The 22035-nt window shown below is 64.6% G+C and carries 20 protein-coding genes; 6 read left to right on the top strand and 14 right to left on the bottom strand.

Features of this window, described 5'->3' with window-relative positions; genetic code table 11:
• Positions 1-51: 51 nt before the first annotated feature.
• Complete coding sequence (gene ffh / locus K1X74_22015; GenBank protein ID MBX7169028.1) at positions 52-1524, bottom strand: signal recognition particle protein; 1473 nt, start codon at positions 1522-1524, stop codon at positions 52-54.
• Between the two features lie 177 nt (positions 1525-1701).
• Positions 1702-3810 carry a redoxin domain-containing protein gene (locus tag K1X74_22010; protein ID MBX7169027.1) on the bottom strand — a complete coding sequence of 703 codons (2109 nt, stop codon included), beginning with the start codon at positions 3808-3810 and terminating at the stop codon, positions 1702-1704.
• A 946-nt stretch (positions 3811-4756) separates the two neighbouring features.
• On the opposite strand from K1X74_22010, the gene K1X74_22005 reads away from it, so the two are divergent.
• Positions 4757-5761 carry a DUF1573 domain-containing protein gene (locus K1X74_22005; protein ID MBX7169026.1) on the top strand — a complete coding sequence of 335 codons (1005 nt, stop codon included), beginning with the start codon at positions 4757-4759 and terminating at the stop codon, positions 5759-5761.
• Positions 5762-5771: 10 nt separating this feature from the next.
• Here K1X74_22005 and K1X74_22000 read toward each other — a convergent pair whose 3' ends face one another.
• The 9 genes from K1X74_22000 to K1X74_21960 form a co-directional block, all read right to left on the bottom strand.
• A complete protein-coding gene (locus tag K1X74_22000) occupies positions 5772-5972 on the bottom strand; it encodes a FeoB-associated Cys-rich membrane protein (GenBank protein ID MBX7169025.1) in 201 nt (66 codons plus the stop codon).
• Positions 5973-5986: 14 nt separating this feature from the next.
• Positions 5987-8227: a ferrous iron transport protein B gene (gene feoB / locus K1X74_21995; GenBank protein ID MBX7169024.1), complete on the bottom strand. Its 2241-nt coding sequence runs from the start codon at positions 8225-8227 to the stop codon at positions 5987-5989.
• Positions 8228-8308: 81 nt separating this feature from the next.
• Positions 8309-8536, bottom strand: a complete 228-nt coding sequence (locus tag K1X74_21990) for a FeoA domain-containing protein (protein MBX7169023.1) — start codon at positions 8534-8536, stop codon at positions 8309-8311.
• Positions 8537-8550: 14 nt separating this feature from the next.
• Positions 8551-8784, bottom strand: coding sequence for a FeoA domain-containing protein (locus tag K1X74_21985; GenBank protein MBX7169022.1), 234 nt, complete (start codon positions 8782-8784; stop codon positions 8551-8553).
• Between the two features lie 112 nt (positions 8785-8896).
• Positions 8897-10489 carry an amidase gene (locus tag K1X74_21980; GenBank protein ID MBX7169021.1) on the bottom strand — a complete coding sequence of 531 codons (1593 nt, stop codon included), beginning with the start codon at positions 10487-10489 and terminating at the stop codon, positions 8897-8899.
• A 13-nt stretch (positions 10490-10502) separates the two neighbouring features.
• Positions 10503-12116 (bottom strand): amidase, encoded by a 1614-nt coding sequence (locus tag K1X74_21975; GenBank protein MBX7169020.1) that lies wholly within the window; start codon positions 12114-12116, stop codon positions 10503-10505.
• 131 nt (positions 12117-12247) lie between these two features.
• On the bottom strand, positions 12248-13285 hold the full coding sequence (locus K1X74_21970; GenBank protein ID MBX7169019.1) for a hypothetical protein: 1038 nt from the start codon (positions 13283-13285) through the stop codon (positions 12248-12250).
• A 16-nt stretch (positions 13286-13301) separates the two neighbouring features.
• Entirely contained in the window at positions 13302-13811 is a 510-nt protein-coding gene (locus K1X74_21965; GenBank protein ID MBX7169018.1) for a hypothetical protein, read from the bottom strand.
• 60 nt (positions 13812-13871) lie between these two features.
• Positions 13872-15386, bottom strand: a complete 1515-nt coding sequence (locus tag K1X74_21960; GenBank protein MBX7169017.1) for a carboxypeptidase M32 — start codon at positions 15384-15386, stop codon at positions 13872-13874.
• Between the two features lie 483 nt (positions 15387-15869).
• On the opposite strand from K1X74_21960, the gene bshB1 reads away from it, so the two are divergent.
• The 4 genes from bshB1 to xerC all read left to right on the top strand — a co-directional run bounded on the left by bshB1 (position 15870) and on the right by xerC (position 18987).
• Positions 15870-16571: a bacillithiol biosynthesis deacetylase BshB1 gene (gene bshB1 / locus K1X74_21955; GenBank protein ID MBX7169016.1), complete on the top strand. Its 702-nt coding sequence runs from the start codon at positions 15870-15872 to the stop codon at positions 16569-16571.
• Between the two features lie 153 nt (positions 16572-16724).
• Complete coding sequence (locus K1X74_21950; GenBank protein ID MBX7169015.1) at positions 16725-17681, top strand: hypothetical protein; 957 nt, start codon at positions 16725-16727, stop codon at positions 17679-17681.
• Between the two features lie 63 nt (positions 17682-17744).
• The gene (locus tag K1X74_21945) at positions 17745-17996 is read left to right on the top strand and encodes a hypothetical protein (protein MBX7169014.1); all 252 of its coding nucleotides are present in this window, start codon (positions 17745-17747) and stop codon (positions 17994-17996) included.
• A gap of 7 nt (positions 17997-18003) precedes the next feature.
• Positions 18004-18987 carry a tyrosine recombinase XerC gene (gene xerC, locus K1X74_21940; GenBank protein MBX7169013.1) on the top strand — a complete coding sequence of 328 codons (984 nt, stop codon included), beginning with the start codon at positions 18004-18006 and terminating at the stop codon, positions 18985-18987.
• Between the two features lie 24 nt (positions 18988-19011).
• On the opposite strand, the gene K1X74_21935 is transcribed toward xerC, so the two are convergent.
• The 3 genes from K1X74_21935 to K1X74_21925 form a co-directional block, all read right to left on the bottom strand.
• The gene (locus K1X74_21935) at positions 19012-19644 is read right to left on the bottom strand and encodes a response regulator transcription factor (protein MBX7169012.1); all 633 of its coding nucleotides are present in this window, start codon (positions 19642-19644) and stop codon (positions 19012-19014) included.
• Between the two features lie 579 nt (positions 19645-20223).
• Positions 20224-20796 (bottom strand): hypothetical protein, encoded by a 573-nt coding sequence (locus tag K1X74_21930; GenBank protein MBX7169011.1) that lies wholly within the window; start codon positions 20794-20796, stop codon positions 20224-20226.
• A 389-nt stretch (positions 20797-21185) separates the two neighbouring features.
• A complete protein-coding gene (locus K1X74_21925; protein MBX7169010.1) occupies positions 21186-21620 on the bottom strand; it encodes a VOC family protein in 435 nt (144 codons plus the stop codon).
• On the opposite strand from K1X74_21925, the gene K1X74_21920 reads away from it, so the two are divergent.
• Positions 21598-22035, top strand: a 438-nt coding sequence (locus K1X74_21920) for a hypothetical protein (GenBank protein MBX7169009.1), incomplete at its 3' end; no start/stop codon positions are given. The genes K1X74_21925 and K1X74_21920 overlap by 23 nt on opposite strands.

Below are 22035 nucleotides of genomic sequence, written 5' to 3'. Positions count from 1 at the left end.
CCTCGCTTTTGGTGAACGTAATTGCTGGTTTTTTGTCGTGGGGCTGTGAGATCATCCGCGATCGCCGCGACGGCGCTCGCGGGCATCGTCGTCGCGCTGCTGGCGCAGCCGGGCCTTTTCCGAGTTGCTCAACCGTTTGCCGGTGCCTTGCTTCTGCTTGAGCAGCTTGGCGCCGGGATTGAGAAACCCGCCCGAGGCGAGCTGCTGCACGTGCCGTAGACGCTCGCGCATGCCCATGTTGGCCATGCCTTTGACCATCGCGGCCATGCCGTCGAAATTCTTGACCAGGTCGGCGACCTGGTCGGGCTCGACGCCGGCGCCCGTGGCGATCCGGCGCCGGCGGCTGGGGTCGATGATCGACGGCCGGCGGCGCTCCTCGGGCGTCATCGAGTCGATCACGCCGAACAGCCGCTTGAGGTCCTGCTCGGCATCGACTCCGTCGAGCATCTGCTGCATCCCGCCCATGCCCGGAATCATCGACATGATCTTCTGCAGCGGGCCCAGCTTGGTGGCCTGGCTCATCATGTTGCGGAAGTCGTCGAGTGTGAACTCGCCCGAGCGCAGCCGCTCTTCCTGCTTGGCCATCTCGTCCTGATCGAACTTGGCCTGGGCCTGTTCGACCAGGGTCAGCACGTCGCCCATCCCCAGGATGCGGCCGGCCAGCCGGTCGGGATGGAATTCTTCGAGCGCGTCGAGATGCTCGCCCACGCCGATGAACTTGATCGGCACGCCGGTGACGTGTTTGACCGACAGCGCCGCGCCGCCGCGGGCATCGCCGTCGAGCTTGGTCATGATCACGCCGTCCAGCTCGAGCGACTCGTTAAACGCCTTGGCGCTGTTGACCGCGTCCTGGCCCGTCATGCCGTCGACCACCAGATAGACCTGCTCGGGCGAAACCCGGCGATCGATCCGCGTGAGCTGGTCCATCAAGTCCTGATCGATGTGCAACCGTCCGGCGGTGTCGAGAATCACGACGTCGGCGCCGATCTTGCCGGCCTGTCGCACGGCGTTCTGGCAAACTGCCACCGGGTCGCTCGCCCCCGTCTCGGAGTAGACCGGGACCCCGATCTGTTCGCCGAGCACGTGCAACTGCTGAATGGCCGCGGGCCGCTGCAAGTCGGCAGCCACGAGCATCGGCTTGCGACCGCGCTGGCGAATCAGCGCAGCCAGCTTGCCACAGGTCGTCGTCTTGCCCGAGCCTTGCAGACCGCAAAGCATCAAGGTCGTGATGTCGGGCCGCAGATGGAGCGAGTGGTCGACCGGCCCCATCAGCTTGACCAGCTCCTGATAGACGATGCCGATCAGTTGCTGGGTGGGGTCGAGCGATTTGAGCACCGCCTCGCCCATGGCCGCCTCATTGACGGCCGCCATGAAGTCTTTGACCACCGGGTAGCTGACGTCGGCCTCGAGCAGGGCCTGCTGCACCAGGCCCAGGCCATCGCGCATGTTCGCCTCGGTCAGCCGCGCTTTACCGCGGAGACTGCGCAGGGCGGTACTCAGACCTTCGCTGATGGTCTCGAACATCGGAGGAGGCTATGGGCCCACGGAGGGGCCGGCCTGGATTTGGGCAAACCCAGAGTGTAGCAAACCCTTACGCCAGCAGGCAATTGGCCCGGCCGGAGCAAAAAAGGGCACGAAATCGCTGCCAGCGGCAGCGATTCGTCGCTCGAGACTCCCTATGCCGGGCTAGCAGGGCTGCTGCTAGGGGTTTTGGGGGGCCGCCGCGTCGGACGGCGGGGCGATGTCGGTGCCCCCAGTGCCCTCGCCAGGCAACGCCTTGGGCCCGTCGACAACGGCGTGAGCCAAGGTGACTGCATTCTCCGTTGCGTCGTCAGCGATCTCGACTGGTAGCTCGAAGACCACCTGATCCATTTTGCACAGGCCGTCGCGACCCTCGCGGCAATAGTAAAACCGCACGCCGACGTGCAGTCGGTCGGCCCCGGTGCCCGCGACCGGCAGCTCGACGGCGAATTCGGCAGCCGGCGGGTCGAGTTTGTGCCATTGCCCCAGCGCGCTGCGCTCGACCGGCCCGGCGTCGCCTACCGGATCAACCTGGTAGCCGCTGGGAGCCTGGTCGTTGAGCTTGTATCCCTCGGGCAGCGAGATTTGCACCTGCAGCTTGATTTTGCCGTCGACTGCTTTCAGCCGTGCGGCGGGCACCTCGATCTTTTCAGCCCCGGCGAAACGCGGCCGCGCCACGACAGGTGCCTGGGGCGGCGTGAGCCCGGCAATCGTGAGCGTGGTCGTCCGGTTCTCGTGATCCAGATCGATTACGCGGATCAAATGATGGTTCGTGTCGGCCACATAGAGCTTGCCACCGGCGGCCGCGAGACCCGACGGTTCGTCGAACAGCGTGGCCGTGGCGGGCGGATTCTCGCCAACCTGCTCGGGCTTCCCCACGAGCGTTGCGACGGCGCGCTTGGCGACGTCGATCTGCTTGATCTTGCTGTTGTACGTGTCGGCGACGTAGAGCACGCCGCGGTAGTAGCACACGCCAAGCGCATGCTGGAGCCGCGCATCGGGCGCTGCGCCGTCCACATCGCCGAATTCGAACAATCGACCTGCGGGCAGATGTGCCGTACCGATGATCGTTTCGACGTTGCCCTGGCCGCCAAACGGTATGCTGCGAATCGAGCTCCCCTCGCTGTCGGCGACGAACAGCGTGTTACCGTCGCTGGTCAGGCCGCTGGGCTGCGCGAACGATGCAAAGCCCTCGGCATAGGGCTCATTGGGCAGCAGCGTGCCGTCGACAATGTCCTCGCGCCCGTTGCCCGCAAAGGGGCCAATTTCCCGTTCGTCGAGCGGCATGGCCCAGATCTGGTGCGGACCGGCCATGGCGATATAGAGCGTCTGGTCGTGAATCCATAGATCCCAGGGGCTGTTCAGCGCCGTTTCGCGCGCGGGGCCGACAAACCGCTCGGGCAGCCCCGGCCTGCCCTGGTCATCGCGATTGAGCAGGTCGAGACCAGGCCAGGGATTGCGCCCCTGCTCGCCGGTGCCGGCGATCGTCGTCACGGTCTTGGCCGCCAGGTCGATCTTGCGCAACAGGTGATTTTCGGTGTCGGCCAGGTAGAGCGTCTCGCCTTGCAGGGCCATGCCCTGCGGACGATTGAACGTGGCGGTGGCAAAATCGCCATCGGCGGCGCCGAGTTGACCGCTGCCGATCGTTTCGATCAGCGTGCCGTCGAGCTTGGCGACAACAATGCGGTTGTGATTGCTGTCCGAGATGAACAGCCGGTCCCCCGCTTCGTCGGCCAGCAGCTTGCCAGGAAACCGCAGGGGGGTCGCCTCGGCCTGGGCCCGCGCCAAGGCAAAATGCAACGGCGTCTCATCCAGCAACCCCTTGGCACGGTAGTACGGCAGCGCCTGTTTGAAGAAGTCGTCGAGCGCCGCGAAATCGATCTCGCCGCTATGACCGGCAACCACGTTGCCTTCCGGGTCGATGATCCGCAGGCTCGGCCAACTGCTGACAAAGAAATTGTCCCAGATCGCATGATCGGCATCGTTCACCACCGGGTGCTCGATGTCGTAGCGGAGCACCGCCTCCTTGATATTGTCGCTGTCCTGCTCGGTGTCGAACTTGGCCGAGTGCACCCCGATGACGACCAGCTCGTTCGGGTAGGCTGCCTCGAGCTTTTTCAGCTCGGGCAGGATGTGCATGCAGTTGATACAGCAATAGGTCCAGAAATCGAGCAACACGAACTTGCCTCGTAGCTCTTCGATGTCGAGCGGACCTGCCGTGTTGATCCAGGCGTGACCACCGTCGAGCGGCGGCGACTTGACGCGACGCGGGAAGGGATGTTCGGGCATGGTCTCTGCACCAGGATCAGCGGCAGGTTTCTCCGCTGTGCTCGCTTCGGCAGGTTCTGCCGGGGCGGACCGGGGAGCCGCGCTGACCTTTTTGCCCTGGCCCGGCGTGGCCGGGGCCTGAGCGACTTGATCCTCGGCTGCGGCGTCAGGTGCTGGCTCCGATGGCGGTTCTGCCGCCTCGGGTACAGAATTCGCCGCGACCGCTTCGGTGGCGGCAGGCTCGGCGGCCTGGGCCGCGTTCGAGCCTTCGCCCGCCTGAACGTCAGGGCGACACCCGGCCACCGCCAGCAGGGCGCCGACCACGGTTGTTGCAAGCAACCGCTGCGCGGCCACCTGCCGCACCGTCCAAGTGCGCGCCGTCAAGGTCCGCTGTAACATGGGGCTAGGCTCTCCGCTGGCAAGGTGGTGACTACAGGGCTGTGGAGAATCCTAGCCGAATCGTCGCCCCGGGGAAAAACCACGGGGCAACCGCTCCATTGCCAGGCTCCCCCAGTGAGATGGCAACGATAGCAACGAGGTTACGGCGAATGGGCAACTCCCAGGCTGTCCGAATTACCTGATTTGCCGTCGGTACTCAACTGAAGTCGTGCAACTGCTGGCACGGATGTACAATCAGGCGGACGACTTACTGTAGTTGTACAGATCGAGGAACCGAAGAATCGTGTTGAATGTCGGCTTGTGTTTGCGGTCGGAAAAAACCGCGGACGATTGCCGCTAGAGTTGGTTTGACCCCTGTTGCTTGCCGGAGCGATTGCTGGCCGGGATGTCTGTCCCTGAGGCGTGTCGAGCTTCCGCAGCATGCGGCCGTGAGCCCTGCGGAAGCCGAAACGCTGACCAGCCGGTGATCGAGACCCCCGACAGGCTCGCCGCTCATGGAAGTCAGCGGCTAGGGCTCGGCCCGCGATAGCGCACCCCACGGCCCCCTCGTCTCCCGGAGTATCCCGTCGTGTCGCGCCGCGCCGCGTTGGCCATCTTGTTGCTCCTCTTTGGCGGAACCACGGCATCGGCCCAAGATTGGGCCAAGAAGATGTTCGAGACCACGACGCATGATTTCGGCACCGTGGCCGCGGGCAGCAAGATCGAGTTCCGATTCAAATTCAAGAACATCTGGAAGGAAGACGTGCACGTGGCGAGCGTCCGCTCGAGCTGCACTTGCACGACTCCGACCATCTCGAAAGACCTGGTGAAGACGCGCGAAGAGAGCGAACTCGTCGCGACGTTCAATACGAAGACGCACGTCGGCCAGCGTTCGGCCACGTTGACCATCACCTTCGACCAGCCCTTCTATGCCGAAGTGCAATTGCAGGTGAAGGGCTACATCCGTAGCGACATCGTCGTGACGCCCGAGGCGGCGAACTTCGGCACTATCGAGATGGGTGCCGGCGCCGAGAAGCGGTTGTCGATCAACTATGCCGGCCGCAGCGATTGGCGGATCGAAGGCATCAAGGACGACGGTTGCGATTATCTCGAAGCCGAGCTGGTCGAGAAGAACCGCGTGGGCGGCAATACCGCTTATGAGTTGGTGGTGCGGCTCACCGAAGACGCCCCGCCGGGCTTCCTCAAGCAGGAACTGCAACTGCTAACCAACGATCGCAAAGCCCCCGTGTTCCCCGTCGTGGTCGAAGCCATCGTCAAGTCGGAGATTTCGGTCACGCCGTCCCCCTTGGTGCTGGGCAAGGTCCAGCCTGGGCAGAAGGTCGAGAAAACGGTAGTCGTCAAGGCGACGAAGCGGTTCAAGATCACCGACGTCACCTGCGCTGACGATTGCTTCACGTTCCAGACCAAGGACGAGGCCAAGCCCTTGCACCTGCTGCGGATCACCTTCATCGCACCCGATACGCCGGGCAAGCTCGAAGCGAAGATCTGCATCAAGACCGACTTGGGCGAGCATTGCGCGCCCGAGGTGCTGGTGCACGCCAACATCGGCGAATTCCAGGCCGCCCGCCGCTAAGTCGCCCGACCTACGGCCGTTCCGGCGAGCGCAGGCTGACCAGCGGTGGCGTGGGCGACGGAGCCTCGCTGCTGCGTTCGCACCCCGAGCACGCTTGACCGCAGCCGGTTGGGCGCGGTCTACCGATCGTGCGCCAACTGCGATCGATCAGGTAGCCGGCGGCCGCGGCCACCACCGCCAGTGCTGTGCAGGTTTGCCAATCGAGTTGCATCGTCATCTCGCTGGTTAGCTCGAGAGCCGCATGCCCACCTGATAGGTGACCAGCGCGGCGACGTAGGCCAGCGTCGTCATGTAGAAGAACGTGAACGCCGGCCAGCCCCAGTGGTTGGTCTCGCGGCGCATCACGACCAGCGTCGAAGCGCATTGCGCACATAATGCGAAGAAGACCATGATCGATAAGGCCACCGGCGTATTGAAGACCGGGCGTCCGGTGTCGCGCCACCGCGCGGCGCGCAACGCCGTCTCGAGCTGCGTGCGCCCGGCGTCTTCGTCCACGTCCACCTCGGCTCCGAGATCGTAGAGAATCCCTAGCGTCGCCACGACGACTTCGCGCGCCGGGAAAGAGGCCAGCACCGCGCATCCAATCTTCCAGTCCCAGCCCAAGGGCCGGACGAACGGTTCGAGCGCATGGCCCAGCCGGCCGAGCAGGCTTTGCTCGGTTTGTAGCGAGGCGAGGTGATTGTCGATCTGTCGCAGTTCTTGCTCGGCAGTCTCGCGCAGTGCATCGTCCGCGCCGGCGTCGGCCAAACGCTGCTCGATGGCCTGCCGTTGCGGCGCCCAGCGGGCCGCCAGTTCGTCGCTGCGCTGCGGGAAGTACAGCAGTGCCCAGACGACGACCGATACGGCCACGATCAGCGTACCGGCCCGACGGATGAAGGCCCAACCGCGCTCGGCCATGCGATAGAGCACGTTTCGCGGCGACGGCCACTGGTAGGCCGGCAGTTCCATGACAAACGCCGGGGTAGGCCCGCGCAAGATCGTCCGCCGCAGCACCAGGGCCACAAGCACCGCGGCCACAATGCCCAGCAGATACATGGCCGTCATCGTCAGACCTTGTAATCCCAACCAACCGCCCAAGAAAGTCTGCGCCGGGACGAAGGCTGCCGTCATCAGCGTATAAACCGGCAGCCGCGCGCTGCAGCTCATTAGCGGCGCCACCAGGATCGTGACCAGCCGATCGCGGCGGTTTTCAATCACCCGCGCCGCCATGATGCCCGGAATCGCACAGGCAAACGAAGACAACAACGGAATGAACGATTTGCCGCTGAGACCCACGTGCACCATCAAACGGTCCATCAAGTACGCGGCCCGGGCCATGTAGCCGCAGTCTTCCAGGACCGCGATGAACAAGAACAGTACGAGGATTTGTGGCAAGAATACGAGCACGCTGCCGACTCCGCCGATGAGTCCGTCGACCAGCAGGCTGCGCAGTGCACCGGCCGGAAGCGCCGCTTCGACCGCGCCGGCGAGGGTGGATTGCAAGACATCGATCCCGTCCATGGCCGGTCCCGCCCAGCGGAACACGGCCTGGAACATCACCACCATCAGGGCCACGAACACGAGCGTCCCAAAAACTCGATGGGTCAGGATCCGATCGAGTCGATCGCTCGCGGTGGCCGCGCGCGTCGCCGGACGCTCGACGACTCCGTCGAGGACGTTGGCCACCCAGCCATAGCGCGACATTGCCTCGACGGCAGGCACCGGCATACCGGCTGCTTTCAGTCGTTCGCGAGCCAAGAGCAATTCGCTGTGTAACTGGGAGCTGCGTGCCGCTGAGTGCTCCAACTCTGTTTCGAGATACCCGGCCGTGTCCAGCAACAGCCGTTCGATCAGATACCGAGGCAAAAGGCTCGTCGCCGGGTGCCCGTTGTTCACGAGCGAGCCCAGATGTTCGATTTCCGCCTGAAACGCCGGCGGAAACGGGCTCGCGGGTGCCGGCATCGAAGCGCCCAGCGATTCAACCAGTCGCCGCCGTAAGATGTCGAGCCCGGTCCGCCGGTGTGCCTGAACTGCAACGACCGGGACGCCCAACTGCCGCTCGAGGCGTGCAACGTCGACCTTGAGCCCGCGCGCTTGGGCGACGTCGATCATGTTGAGCGCCACGACCGTGGGCAAACCCAATTCGCGCACCTGGCTCACCAGATACAGGTTGCGTTCGAGGTTGCTCGCATCGACGATGCAGATCACCGCGTCGACTCGCGCGGTGTCGCTGCGCCGCCCCAGCAGAACGTCGACGGCGACCATTTCGTCGGGCGAGCGAGGCGCCAGGCTATAGGTGCCCGGCAGGTCGATGAGATCGATCACCCGGCGGTCGGCGACCCACCGGCCGATCTTTTTCTCCACCGTGACGCCGGGATAATTGCCGACTCGCTGCCGCACGCCGCACAGGGAGTTGAACAGCGTCGACTTGCCAACATTCGGGTTGCCGATCAGGGCGACCGTCGTCGTCTGCGTCGAAGGTACCACGGTCGCGGCCACGAGTCGCTCGGTTTACCCGGTCGGAGATAGTCTTGAGTCCGCGCCGCTCGATCGAGCGCGGCGGCGATTTCAAAGCAGTTCGACGTCGACCAGGGCGGCTTCGACCTTGCGCAGCGACAGCCGGTAGCCGCGCAACTCGAACTCGAGCGGATCGCCCAGCGGCGCAACCCCGACGAGTACGATCTCGGTACCGGGCGTAACGCCCATCTCGAGGATCTGGATGCCGCGGGCATCCTCAGTCGCGACCCGCTGGACGCGTGCGCGCTGGCCAGTCACCAGCTCCGACAACCGCTTCAAGTTCAAGCTGTTGCTCACGGTTCGACGAGCACCCGCATCAGGTCGTCGGCCCGGAAGCAGAGCTTTTGTCCCCCCAGACGTACGATACAGGGGCTACCCGACTGCAGCATCTCGACGAGCACGCCCTGCCGCATGCCGATCTCTTCGAGGCGATGGACCTGCTCAGGCGAGCCCAGAAGTTGTGAGATCCTCCCTTGCTGGCCCGCCGCAAGGCACTGCAGGGGCAGCATTTCCCGCGAAGGCAACATGGTTGAATCTCGCTTGAGGAGCCTCCTGAGAACCAATCTCAAGAAGCCTTCGCGATTCTAGAAGCCCTCGCCAACATAAGCAAGCGCGCGGACCCGCTCGCCGGGCCAAGGATCAAAGCGGCGGGAACTTCGGGTATTCCGGCGAGGCGTACCAAGCGTCTTCGAGCGCCTGCATCACCGCCAAGACGCGGTCCTCGCGCCAGGCGCTCGCGGCAACCTGCACGCCAACCGGCATCCCTGCGCTACCGGCTTCGGTATCGATGGCCGCCCGCACCGCCAGGTCGGACGTGCGCTGCCGGTCCGACTCCTCACCGGGTCGCACGCGCGTGATCGAGATCGTACCGGCGGGGTACCCCAGCAAATTGAACAGCATCGAACTGCTCGCCGCATGCGATAAGAACTCGCTTGCCCCGTGTCGCAACGCCGGCAGGGCGCACACGGGCCCCAACAAGACGTCGATCGATTGCGCCAACATGGCCGCCTGGAACCGCTCGAGATACCGTGCGCGGGCAGAGGTCTGTTGCCAATAGGCATCGGCCGAGATGCCGCCAATCTGGCCCAGCAGCCCGCCGATCTGCTCCTGTCCCGCGGCGCGGAGCATCGCTCCGAGCGTGCGCCGTAAAGGCCCCGGCAAGCGAGCCATCATCAGCAATTTTGCGACTCGCTTATCGCGCCGGCTCGAGCCCAGCAAGCGCCGCGCATCGGCACCACCGTCGGCGCTCATCAGCTTGAAATAGATGGACAGCGCCTCGGCGAAATCGGGAGGCGAGAACGGGACGACCTTCATCCCGCGCGCGGCGAGCGAATCGGCCGCCTCGCGCACAGCGCGACGAATGGCCGGTGACGGCTGCATCGCTCCGTCGTCGGTCCAATATCCGACGGTCAGTTGCTCGAGTTGCACGTCGGCCGGATCGCGCCAGGCCACCGGCGGAATCCGCGTGTCGACTTGTTCCAGCCCGGGCGCCGCGAGCACCGACAGCGCCAGATTCAAATCGGCCACATGCCGGGCGAGCGGGCCGGCCGCCGTGACCAGCGATTCCATGCCGTTCCAGTTCGTCCGGCTGCCGGACTCGGGCAGGCGCCAAGAGGTCGTCTTCAATCCACAGATTCCGCAGCTATGTGCGGGTTGCCGAATGCTGCCGCCCAGATCGTTGCCCAACCCCAGCGCGACGCCTCCCGCGGCGACCATCGCGGCTTCGCCGCCGCTGCTGCCGCCAGGCCCACGGTCGACACACCAGGGATTGTTGGTCCGCCCGTAGACCGGGTTGTCGGTCTCATGCATCACCATCAACTGCGGAATGTTGGTCTTGCCCAGGACGATCGCGCCGGCGGCCCGCAACCGCGACACCAGTACCGATTCGCCCGAAGTGACTTCGTCGAGCGCGTCGACGCCGATGGTCGCGCGTGTTCCCGGGACGAAGAAACATTCTTTGACCGAAATCGGCACGCCATGCAGCGGGCCAAGCGGTTCGCCGCGCCGTTGGCGGTCGTCGGCTGCCTGGGCTTCGACGCGCGCAGCCGCGAACCGCGGAACGACCATCGCATTGATCAGCGGGTTGACCGCTTCGATCCGGCGAATGTGGGCATCGACCACGGCAAAGGCCGTCAGCTCGCCCGCGCGAATCCGGCGCGCCAGCTCCGTCGCGCTCTGCCAATAAATTTCCTCGGACGGGGCGTGGCTCGGTGATACGGCGGTGATGCTCATGCAACTCGTGGGGCTAGATCGGCGGTCGAGCGGGATAGTCGGGCTGCGCGCGAAAGTGCCGTTCGAGCGCCGCCATCACGGCCAGAACAATGTCCTCGCGCCAATGCCGCCCTGCAACGTGCACGCCGACGGGCAGACCAGCGCTGTTCGCTTCGACAGCCGCGACGGTACGCTCGACCAGGCAGCGCCCCGGCGCGCGGGGACTCGCTTCGCCTGGCTGCACGCGGCCCGCGGCCACGACGCCGGCCGGCATGCCCAGCAGGTTGAAGAGTCCCGTGTAAGCGGCTGTCAGGCCCAAGTAGCTCGACGAACCGTGCAGCGGCGCCGGGACTGGATGCGGTGGACCGATCAACACGTCGAGTTCAAGCGCGTCCATCGCCGCCAGAAAACGCGTCGTGTATTCGGCCCGTTCGGAAATGCGTCGCCGAAGTCCATCGGCCGAAAGGTTGCGCAGATTCTTCAAACTCGAGGCCAAGCGTTCTTGGCCGAACAGCCGCAAGGCGACGCTCGCCATCGGGCGCTGCCAGGCCGGCATGCGGACAGCGCGCATCAGGCCCGAAAGCCGGGGATCGAGCTTCGTATCGCCCAGCATCCTCACGAACGCGGCCCCGCCATCGCAGAAGATCAGATTCACGAGCAGATCGGTGGCCGCTTGCGGGTCGGGGAGCGTAAACGGCCGTACGTCGGCGCCCGCCGCGCGTAGAGCGTCGGCCGCACTCCGGACGACACGGCGAATGGACGGTGCAATGGGAAACAGGCCTTCATCCTCGTAGACGCCCACGCGCAGTTGCCGCACGTCGATCGCCGCGGAGCTGGACCAGGGAATCGGAGGCACCGTGGGATCGGTCGTTTCCAAGCCCGGCGCCGCGAGAACCTGCATCGCCAGTTCCAAGTCGGCGACTTCTCGAGCCATGGGCCCCACCTGCAGAATGGAATGCAGCCCGGCCAGGTTGGTCGGCATCCACCGTTCACCGCGTGTGACCGTCGTCACCGGCAGGTCGACTTGCGTCAGGCGGCCGGAGGTTGGTTTCAGGCCGTGCACTCCGCAGCAATGTGCCGGGTGCCGGATACTGCCACCGGCATCGGTGGCCAGGCCCAGCGCCGATCCGCCCGCGGCGAGAATGGCTGCTTCGCCGCCACTGCTGCCGCCGGGGCTGCGGTCTAGATTCCACGGATTGTTCGTGCGTCCGAACAGCGGCCCGTCGGACTCCATATACATGGCCAACTGCGAGACGTTCGTCTTGCCAACGACGATGGCGCCTGCCGCGCGGAGTCGGGCCACGAGCGGTCCGTCGAATTTGGCGAGACGCCGCGCCAAGCGCGGCAATCCCAACGTCGAAGCCGTGCCAGCGACATCAAGACATTCCTTGATCGTCACTGGCACGCCGAACAGCGGACCCAGTGGTTCGCCGTGTTTGCGCGCCGCATCGGCGGCCGCGGCCGCGCGGCGAGCTTCGTCGAAACACGGACAGATCACCGCGTTGAGCTGGCGATCGACTTCGGCGATGCGCGCGAGGTGTGCCTCGATGACCTCGCGCACCGAGAGTTCGCCCGACGCCATCCGCTGAGCGAGCCGCGCGGCCCCCTGACCGATAATGTCCGCCGTCGCCGGCACCGAAGTCGCCATCTTTACCGACTGTTTGAAAGAATCAGTCCCCTTCGCGGCGCAGTGACGACATCTTAGGCCGTGCGCACACAAAGGACTACTCGGCTCCCCACGCTGTCCCCTGGTGCATGGCGGTGCGAATCGGGCAAATGTTACGCGATCGCCGGCGGGTCGAGCTTGTCGGCTAACCCCAACCAGCGCCGCACTCCGCTCCAGACCTGTCCGACGAGCTTGCCGGACAGAAGATCCTCGGTCAGGGTGGCCCTTTCCGCGGAAAAATTGCGCCAAACCGCCTCGATATATGGGGTCGCCGTTTCGGCCAGGCTCGCGTAGAGACCGCGTTCGCGCACGTCGGCCAACGACGAGCGGTAGTGGTCCAGGATATGTCGATCGAAAAGGTTCCCCACCACGACAAAGCCCGAAACGACGCCACGGCCGACTCCGTCCAGCTTGCTCAGGCTCGACAGGGCAATGGCCGTCGAGACGTCGGCCAGCGAAACGCCCTCGCGATTGGCCAGCTCGCGCATCTGTTGCCACATCGCTTGCAGTTCGGCCTGCGGGATCAACTTAGTCGGATCGATCTGCGCCACCGCCGCGCGCGTTTGCTCGACCGTCTCGCGCAGGCCCTCGTACGACAACGGCGGCGTGTCGAAGGCCTCGGCCGAAACCCTCGAAGCCCGCGCCACAGCCTCGAGCAAGTCGTCGACTTGTAGAATGGTCGAAGACGGATCGATGACGCCCTGGCGCTTGAGCTCCTCGCCCCACTCGCCCAACAGCGTACTCGATCCATAGGCCAGGTCGCTCAACACAGCCAGCACCGTCAGCGGCGAAACGTGCAACGTCGCCAGGCCAGCCATCTCGACGAAATTACCTACTGCTTTGCGAGCCACAAAATTCTCGACCGCCGGGGGCGCGCCGGCCGAAGCTCCAGCGGCGCGCTGTACGCCGCCGATGTCGTCCGCCAGATAGTCGAGCATCTGCCGGACGAGCACCGAATAGGTCTTCGAGTCTTGAAATGCGCGCGGCACGAGCAGGCTTGTCCCTTCGCGGACCGTGCCCGCTACGATGCTGGCGCCCGAACGCAGGGCCCGCTCGGGCAGCGACAGACCATAGAGCAGATAGTTTTGCACCGAGGCTGCCGACGGTTCGTTGCCAACGGTCGCCGCCGATTTGTCCAAGGCATCGCTCACGCTGAATTTGCTCCCGTTACGATTCACGCCGCGCAGCAGCAGGCTCGGGCGGCGCGACTTGCGGCAAGGGTTCTTCATCGCCATCCGGCGAAACTTGCGGTCCTGGAGATGTCCCCTGCTCTGCCTGCCGGTCGAATACGCTGTGCCAGGCCCGCTGCAACCAGGGCATGCCCGGCAATTTCACCTGGAGAAAATTCGCCGGTGGTCCGCCGATCAACACCAGCAAGTAATAGCCGATCACCAGTCCCACCAGCCCTCCACCGACGATGCTGATGAACTGCCGCAGCATCGCGAAAAAACCGGGCGACTTCTGGCGCCGACGCAGCGCGGACGGCATCGCGGCCGCCTCGACCTCCCAGTTCGACGCACCGAGAGGTTGGTCGGTCGTCGGCTCCACGGCTCCCGCGGGAGTGGTCATATTCTCGACGCCGCAATGCGGGCAGTCCCAGCACACCGGCTCGGTGAAGTCGGTCTCGTTCAGTTCGGCCGGCTGACCGCAGGCAGCGCAATGTTGCACTTCGGTCATGGGGAACTGCCTTCCACGAAAGCGAGCTGGGAAGCGAACCGTCAGTCTAGTCGTTGGCGATCAAAAGCCATAAAGCGGTCCCAGCTTCGACCGCAGATGGTTCATTAGGGCAGCATGCGACAACGGGCGACCGGTAACGCGCTGGACGAGTTCGGCAGCCGAATAGCGCTTGCCATGACGGTGAATCTTGTCTCGTAGCCAGCCCAGCAGCCCACCGGTCTCGCCGCGGCGCAACAGCGCGGGCAGGTCGCCCAAATCGGCGATAGCCTGTTCGAAAAACTGGGCCGCATAGAGGTTGCCGAGGGTATAGGTTGGAAAATAGCCCAGGAGCCCGGCTGCCCAATGCACATCCTGCAACACGCCGTCGGCGTCGGTCGTTGAAACGGCGCCCACGACGTCGCGATAGCGCTCTTGCCAGGCGCCGGGCAAATCGCCCACGCGCAGCTCATCGACGAGCAAGGCCTGCTCGAGTTCGAAGCGCACGCAGATGTGCAAATTGTAAGTGGCTTCGTCGGACTCGGTGCGAATCAACGAAGGCTGCACGCGATTCGCTGCGCCGTAGAACGCGTCGAGCGGCGTTTCGCGAAATGCCGGAAACGCGGCTTGGAGCTGCGGATAGAAGAATTCCCAGAAGGGCAGGCCGCGGCCGACGAGGTTCTCCCACATTCGCGATTGCGATTCGTGGATGCCTAGCGATACGGCTTCGCCCAGCGGCAAACCGTAATGTTCCGCCGGTAGGCCCTGTTCGTACAGTCCATGCCCTGTTTCGTGCAGCGTGCTGAAGAACGCGTCGCCGAAATCGTGCTCGCGGTAGCGCGTGGTCAGGCGGCAATCGCGCGGCCCGACGGTGCTGCAAAACGGGTGTGCCGAAACATCCAGCCGCCCGCGCTGAAAATCGAAACCGATCGTCGCGGCTGCCTTGCGTCCGAGCGCCTCTTGTGCCGCGACGGCGAAACTTCCCGCGAGCACGCGTTCGTCCGGGCGCTGCCGGGCCTCGGCAATCTGTGCGACCAGCGGCACCAGCTCGGCGCGTAAATCGGCGAGCACGCGTCCAACCTCGGCCGATTTCGCCAGCGGCTCATAATCGTCGAGCAGCGCGTCGTAGAGCGGTCCGCCCGTGCACAGGGCCTGTGCCTCTTCCCGTTTGAGCCGCAAGACCTGATCGAGGTGCGGCGCGAACATGGCGAAATCGTTCTGCTTGCGCGCCCGCTGCCAGGTCTGCTGTGCCAGGACGGTCGCCTCGGCCAGCGCCTCGACCAGCCGTTGCGGTAGCCGAGTTCGCTTGTCGTAGCGGCGTTTGAGGTGATAGATCGTCGCGCCCGAATCGCTCTGGCGATCGGCAGCCCACGAACTGGCCGCCAATTCGCCCAGCGCCGCGCCATAGTGCAGATCGGTTTCGCGGGCATGCCCCAATCCGGCCATCAGCCTCGCCTGCTCGGCGCGGTATTCGGCCCCCTCGGCGGGCAACAATACCTGCTCGTCCCACGACAAGAGCGATTCGATCGAGTTCAGCACTGCCGTTTCGCGGGCATGCGTGCAAACATTGTCGTACGTCGTTCGAAGATCGCTGGCCATGCGTCACTCGCGGGGAGAAAAGACAGGCGCGCGAGGGCTAGCGGGCCTGTCGCCGGGCGAGCCTACCCGGCGCGGAAAGAATGTGCAATCGCCTGCGGGTTCATTGAAAGCCGAGATTGCCTTCGATCTCGCGGGCCTTCGTGCTCGCGCCCGCCGCCGGATCGTGCAGGGCATCGTCCCGCATGTTGGGCATATTGGGTGTGCGCAGCGGATCGAAACCGGCGTCGTTCATTGCGCAGCCGCCAAGCGCCGGGGTCAGGCCCAGGCAAAGGGAGATTGCGAAGGCGGGGCGACGAAGCAGCGAGTACATGGACGACCGGGCGAATCGTGAAGGCCGACCCGGACCGCAGGATGCGGTCGAGTTTGCGGCACGAGTTTGCCAAAACGATTAAGTGCGGTCCAGGTCGATTGATTTGCGCCGGCGCACGGATAAAAGAGTAGTCTACGCCTGACCTTTCCCGCTCCGGTTGTGCCCTCTTTCGCGTGGATCGTGCCGTGCTCGATGTGCTAGTAGTCGCCCCCCACCCGGATGACGCCGAGCTGGGGATGGCGGGCGCCATTCTGCAGTTCAAGTCGCAGGGGCTCGCCGTCGGAATTCTCGACCTCACGAGTGGGGAACCCACGCCACACGGCAGCCTCGAGCTGCGGGCCCGGGAGACCGCCGCTGCCACCGCGGTGCTGGGCATCGACTGGCGGCGCAACCTTGGGCTGGTCAACCGCAGCCTGGAACCGACGCTCGAAGCGCGGCGCCAGGTGGCCGAGGTGTTTCGCGAGACGCGGCCGCGCTGGATCTTCGCGCCGTACTGGGTCGATGCCCATCCCGATCACCTGGCGGCGACCGAGATCGTCGAGGCAGCGCGGTTCTGGGCGAAGCTCAGTAAGAGCGATCTGGCCGGCGATCCCTACCATCCGCCGCGGCTGCTCTACTACCACTGCATGCACCTCAGGCTGGCGTTGCAGCCGGCGCTGGTGCTCGACATCACCGCCCATTGGGAAGGCAAGCGTCGCGCGGTGGAGTGCTACCACAGCCAATTCATCGCCGGGCGGCCGGACGAACCGCCGACGTTTCTCGATCGCGTCCGCGACCAGGCGGCCTACTGGGGCTGGACGATCGGCACCAACTACGGCGAGCCCTTTTCGAGCCGCGAGCCGCTGGGGGTGTCGAGTCTCGCGGCGCTGCTGTAGGGCCGCATCGTTCGTAGCGAGCGTTCCGGCAAATTCGATTGCAGCGATTGGTCGCAAGGTGCCGATAAGAAGGACGATCGACCACGCGCGCCGCGTGGGCGCTTGCATTCACGTCAGGGGGGAACTGCCGCGAATCGAGCCCAAACGAGTGCGATGAAACGTCTGCTGCTGGCCGCCATCTTGCTGCTGCAAGCGGGTTGTTCGTTTCTACCGCTGCCTTACCGGCAGCCGGTGGTTCACAACCCATTTCCACAATTGACCAAGGTGGCCGTCGCGCCGTTCTTCAATCTCAGCACCGAGGCCAGCGCCGACGGCCGTATGTTCGCGCTCAGCTACTTCAACGAGCTGCAGGCGATTCCCGGCTTCGAGGTGATCCCCATCGGGGTCGTTGAACAAGTGCTTCAGCAGCACCAACTGCACCTGGAATCGCCCGCCGATGCGCGGCGCCTGGCCCAATTGCTAGGCGCCGATTGTGTCGTCGTCGGAGCCATCACCGATTTCTCCGAGTACTACCCGCCGCGCTGCGGGCTGCAGGTCGAGTGGTACGCCGCCAACCCGTGCTATCACCCGATTCCACCCGGCTATGGTCTGCCCTGGGGCAGTCCCGAAGAGGACAAGATCCCCAAATCGTTTGTGTTCGACGCCGAACACGCCAAGGCCAGGGCCGAGCTCGCGCAGCAAACACCGCCCTACCAACCAGAGTCCGCGCAGATTCCGCTGCTGAAGCCAGCGCCGGCGATGCCGGGGCCTGCCAGCGAAGTCGAAGGCCAGATGATGGCGCACCTCGAGCCGGTACCCGATGGCGTGTCGACGCCTGGTTGCGCTGCAGGCGCAGGCGGCGCGCATGGTCCTCCGCCATGTCAGCCCAGCGACGAGCCGGTGCTCCGGCACACGCGCATCTATCACGGCCACGACAGCGATTTCACCAACGCACTGGTCAATTATGCGGCCTTTCGCGATGACGCGCGTTTTGGCGGTTGGCAGAGCTACTTGCAACGAAAGGATGATTTCATTCGTTTCTGTTGTCACTTGCATATCACCGAAATGCTGAGCTCTCGCGGCGGTGCAGAAGAGTCGCGAGTGGTGTGGCGCTGTACTTCCGACCGATAAGACGTAGGGTGATCGGCAGCAAATTCTGCCGCCGAGTCACCGGGAAGCCGGAAGGAGGCGGCGGTGAGTCAGGACATCAACGTGTTGGCGCTGGTCAAGGGTGCGGAACGGTACGTCTTCTTGTACGACGATGCGAGCCGCGCCGAAACGTTGCGGGTCCTCGGCCGCTACGCCTCGAACCCCGAGTTGAGCTTCACCTGGTACGACGCCGCCGTCCTGAGCCAGAAGATTCGCCAGGACGCCGCCGAAGCCAAGCCGCAGCGTCACGCCCGCTTCCAACTGCCGCTGGCGGCCGAAGGCGACGAAGCGACCTGAGCCGACTATGCCCCGGAGTCCGTCGGCCGAAACTCGATCTGCGCGACGCGATCGCACGGCCGAACCTTCTGCGACTCCGCCCGGCGAATTCACTCGCAGCGTCGAGCGGTTCTTGCGTTATCAGCGCGTCGAGCGCAATGCCTCGCCGCTGACCGAGAAAAGCTACGGCGAAGACCTGGCGGCGCTGGAGCGCTATTTGGCCGAACAATCGCGTGGGCCGGCACCGGGCCCCAGCGATCTGACCACGCTCGATCTGCGCGGCTATGTCGCCTCGCTCCACGAGGCCGGCTATGCCAAGGCCACGATCGCCCGGCGGCTCGCCTCCTTGCGCAGCTTTTTTCGCTACGGGCAACGCGAGGGCTGGGTCCGCACGAATCCGGCACGCCCGCTCCGCAATCCGCGGCGGCAGCGCAAACTGCCGCACTTTCTCTCGACCGCCGACGTCGGCACCTTGCTCGAGGCGCCACCGCGGAGCGGCGCCGCCGGCCTCCGCGATCGCGCCATCCTGGAGACTTTGTACTCGGCCGGGTTGCGCGTCAGTGAACTCGTCGGGCTCAACGACGGCGACCTCGACCTGGCCGCCGGCGTGGTGCGCGTGCGCGGCAAAGGGCGCCGCGAACGACTTTCGCCGATCGGCTCCCATGCCGACGCCGCGCTGCGGCGCTGGCTGAGCGTTCGCCAACTGCACCCGCGCGCTCCTCAAGGGGTGCAAGCGCCCGTGTTCACCAACAAGTTCGGCCGACGGCTGACCACGCGCAGCGTGGGCCGGATGTTGGAGAAGTATCTGCGCGCGACCGGGCTCGACACGCGGACCTCGCCCCACACGCTACGGCACAGCTTTGCGACCCACCTACTCGACCGCGGTGCCGACATCCGTAGCGTGCAGGAACTGCTCGGTCACAAGAGTCTGGCCACCACGCAGATCTATACCCACGTCAGCACGGCCGTGCTGCGCGAGGTCTACGAACGCGCCCACCCTCGGGCACGCTGACGGCTCTGCACCCAACGGCCGGCCTTAGACGAGCCCGCGCCGGACAGCCCACACGGCCGCCTGCGTACGGTCGGTCGCACTGATCTTGCGCAGGATGTTTTGCACGTGCTCTTTGACCGTCTCGATGCTGATTTCCAGCGATCGGCCAATTTCCTTGTTGCTCAGGCCCAGGGCGACGTGCCGGAGCACCTGCGTTTCGCGCCGGGTGAGCGACACCCCTTCGCCGACGGTGACCTCGGGCGTTTCCATGGCGCCGGCCACGCGCTGCAACTCGCTGGAATGCGCGCCGCTCCGTCCGGAGGCGGCCGCCGCGATGCTCGAGATCAATTGCTCGCGGGTGCAACCTTTGAGCAGGTAGTCCTTGGCGCCCAGCGTCAACGCGCGGGCCATATAGGTCGGGTTGTCATAGGTCGAAAGCATCACCACCGGGAGTTGCGGAAACTCCTTGCGGAGCGCTTCGAGCGCTGCCAGCCCGTCGGTATCGGGCATGCGAATGTCGAGCAGTACGACGTCGGGGTGCAGTTCGCGAGTGAGCTGGATGGCCTCATCGCCCGTGCCAGCCTGGCCGACGATTTCGGCACCCGAACCTTGGAGCAAACTCGACAGACCGGAACGGACGACCTCGTGGTCGTCGGCAATCAAGACGCGCAGACTCATGTCAGCACCTAATTCCATAATCCCGATGAGAGCCGCGCCGCATCCCGCGGCAGGCCTCGGCAGTTGAAATGAGTTCCGACGCCCCCTGCGCCCGAACATAGAACGGCGGCCAGAATTGCCGCCCCGCCGCCGACTCTCCTCGGCAGTCCCCACGTAAAGAGTAGTCGTTATGACCCGTAAGGCAAGAACCAGATTCGGGGAACTTTAGCCGTTCGTTAGGCAATGTCCTTGGAGATAAAGTTTTCTTGATTGGAAAATTGTCAGAAAAAAACTTGCTTGGGCGAAGCGACCGAATACTGGATCGCGTCAAGCGGCAGCAACTGCGACGAATTGCCGGGGTTTCCCCGACACAGGCCTGCCTCACAAACAGCCGCAGGGTTCGCGGTTTCCTTCGACGGAAAGATTACTCCTGTCCGCGCCGTTCGGACAATCGCGCGGTCGCTGGGCGAGTAGCGCTATTCGATGTGATTGCCGATGCTGGGGCCAACACAACGCGAGAGCTGCAATCGATTGAACCTACTTGGTCTGCTCCTGCGACGACCGTCGCCTGGCCCTGTTGGAATCCGGTCGCCCCTCTGCTTATCCAACCCGAAACGAAGCGATCGCTGCGGCCATGGCCGTCTGATGATCTTTGTCCCAGGGCGGACCGATGGACCTTCTCAGGTTCCGGAAGTAGGCATCGAGGTCGCTGATCCGCAGCGCCACCTGCATGGCCTCGAGCACCTGCTTCCTGTCATACCAGTGGACCGCCCAGCCGCGGCCCGCGGCCGCGCTGGCAAGCGACTGGCGGTACATCACCCAGTCGGCGACATTCTGCGCGCGGTAGTCGCGAATCCGTTCGGCAACGGTCGGCGGTAGCTCGGGGCACTGACGCAGCGCGATTCCGCGTATGCGCCCAGGCATTGTCGCCGCCACGGCGTCGAGTGCGAGCCGAGCGTTCCGTACGGCCGACTCCCGCACCCGTTCCACCAAGGCCACTGCCTCGTCGAGCGGAAGCGATTGCGCCTCGCAGTGGTGGGGGATCTTCGGCAAGTCGTCATCGACCAGCTCGACCCGGCGGCGATCCAGTAGCGTTCCGTCGGCAGCCGCCGTGACGAACACCGCCCATCCACCGTGATCCGATACCCCGACGGTCCCCGCGGCCTTGGACATGTGGTGGCGCTCGTTGCGGTTGCGATCTGTGTCCCGGAGCGAGCGGTCCTCGGTTCGGCAAGCTTGCCGAGTGGCCATCGCACAGAACAGAAAACGTAGACGCAGCGAAATCCTCGAGTCAAATCGACAGCGGCATCGGCCGACCGACCGGCCTGATGCGCGAACCCCAGGGCTTCGCGAAAGCGTCGGGGCGACACGACACCAGTTGAGCCTGTTGCGGTCGGCGTATGGATTCGGAACGCACAAACGTGTCGAAAGTCTGCCAAGGAATCAAATGCCTGCTCGCCAAAACGACCCAGACTTGGGACACAGCTTGCGGAATGCTCGGATAGCAACAGTGACGCGATGGCCGTGTTCGCCGCAGCGCGTGGTCATAGGCTGGGTACACGTTACCCGAACTGCTCTGCCAGCGCGACAATGATGCCTTCAGGCCCGCGGATGTAGGCAAGCCGATACGTGTCCTCGTACTGCATTTCGCCAATGAGCTCGGCACCGCGGGCGCACATTCGCGCAACCACAGCGTCGATGTCATCGACAGCGAACATAATGCGACGGATGCCCAGCGTGTTTACCGGCGCGTCCACCGGCCCAAACCTGATCGCGCTGGGCGTATGAAACTTGTCCAGCTCAATGCCCTGTCCATCGGGAGTCCGCATCATCGCGAGAGTGGCCCGGACATCGTTGAGCCCAATCAGTCTGCCGACCAGAGGCCCCTCGACGGTCGTCTCTCCCTCGAGCTTGAGACCCAGTTCGATGAAGAACGCCTTGGTGGCTTCGAGATCGTCGACAACGATGAGGACGTTGTCCATTCGTCTAAGCGTCATTTCCTTCACCGTCGATTCACTGTCGATGCCCGTACTTGCTGCAATCCGCGCACAAGTCGCGATCTCCCAACAGATTGCGCTGGCCGTGACCGGCCGGTTCGCAGCTTGTCAATCACCGTTTGAATCACCAGACTGCGGCCAGCAGTTGCCGGGTTGGCCGAAGTATGAACTGGCCAAGCCGGCAACTTTTTTGAACTGGATGTTACGCCGAGAGAAGATGCCGAATTCATGGCATCGAAGCAGAAATCCCCCCGAATTGCTCGCCGCAGGGCTGGATTTCGCGAAAAGTCGGGGCGAGAGGACACCGGTTGAACTTTTTCGGGATGGCATCAGGAATGAAATCCACTGTTCGGCAAGCCCTCTTGTTCGTTGGCTGGCACCCTCACGAACCAACACCCATCGCCAAAACGACCCA

Source organism: Pirellulales bacterium, assembly GCA_019694435.1.
GTDB lineage: Bacteria > Planctomycetota > Planctomycetia > Pirellulales > JAEUIK01 > JAIBBZ01.
This window is presented reverse-complemented; position numbering and strand designations above follow the sequence as displayed.

What these genes read in the sequence shown, in the direction of transcription:
- xerC (MBX7169013.1), top strand. Translation starts at nt 18,004, where the DNA reads ATGCCCCGGAGTCCGTCGGCCGAAACTCGATCTGCGCGACGCGATCGC.
- K1X74_21975 (MBX7169020.1), bottom strand. Translation starts at nt 12,116, where the DNA reads ATGGCGACTTCGGTGCCGGCGACGGCGGACATTATCGGTCAGGGGGCC.
- K1X74_21950 (MBX7169015.1), top strand. Translation starts at nt 16,725, where the DNA reads ATGAAACGTCTGCTGCTGGCCGCCATCTTGCTGCTGCAAGCGGGTTGT.
- K1X74_22010 (MBX7169027.1), bottom strand. Translation starts at nt 3,810, where the DNA reads ATGCCCGAACATCCCTTCCCGCGTCGCGTCAAGTCGCCGCCGCTCGAC.
- K1X74_21985 (MBX7169022.1), bottom strand. Translation starts at nt 8,784, where the DNA reads ATGTTGCCTTCGCGGGAAATGCTGCCCCTGCAGTGCCTTGCGGCGGGC.
- K1X74_21980 (MBX7169021.1), bottom strand. Translation starts at nt 10,489, where the DNA reads ATGAGCATCACCGCCGTATCACCGAGCCACGCCCCGTCCGAGGAAATT.
- K1X74_21925 (MBX7169010.1), bottom strand. Translation starts at nt 21,620, where the DNA reads ATGACGCTTAGACGAATGGACAACGTCCTCATCGTTGTCGACGATCTC.
- K1X74_21965 (MBX7169018.1), bottom strand. Translation starts at nt 13,811, where the DNA reads ATGACCGAAGTGCAACATTGCGCTGCCTGCGGTCAGCCGGCCGAACTG.
- K1X74_21930 (MBX7169011.1), bottom strand. Translation starts at nt 20,796, where the DNA reads ATGTCCAAGGCCGCGGGGACCGTCGGGGTATCGGATCACGGTGGATGG.
- K1X74_21960 (MBX7169017.1), bottom strand. Translation starts at nt 15,386, where the DNA reads ATGGCCAGCGATCTTCGAACGACGTACGACAATGTTTGCACGCATGCC.
- K1X74_22000 (MBX7169025.1), bottom strand. Translation starts at nt 5,972, where the DNA reads ATGCAACTCGATTGGCAAACCTGCACAGCACTGGCGGTGGTGGCCGCG.
- K1X74_21935 (MBX7169012.1), bottom strand. Translation starts at nt 19,644, where the DNA reads ATGAGTCTGCGCGTCTTGATTGCCGACGACCACGAGGTCGTCCGTTCC.
- ffh (MBX7169028.1), bottom strand. Translation starts at nt 1,524, where the DNA reads ATGTTCGAGACCATCAGCGAAGGTCTGAGTACCGCCCTGCGCAGTCTC.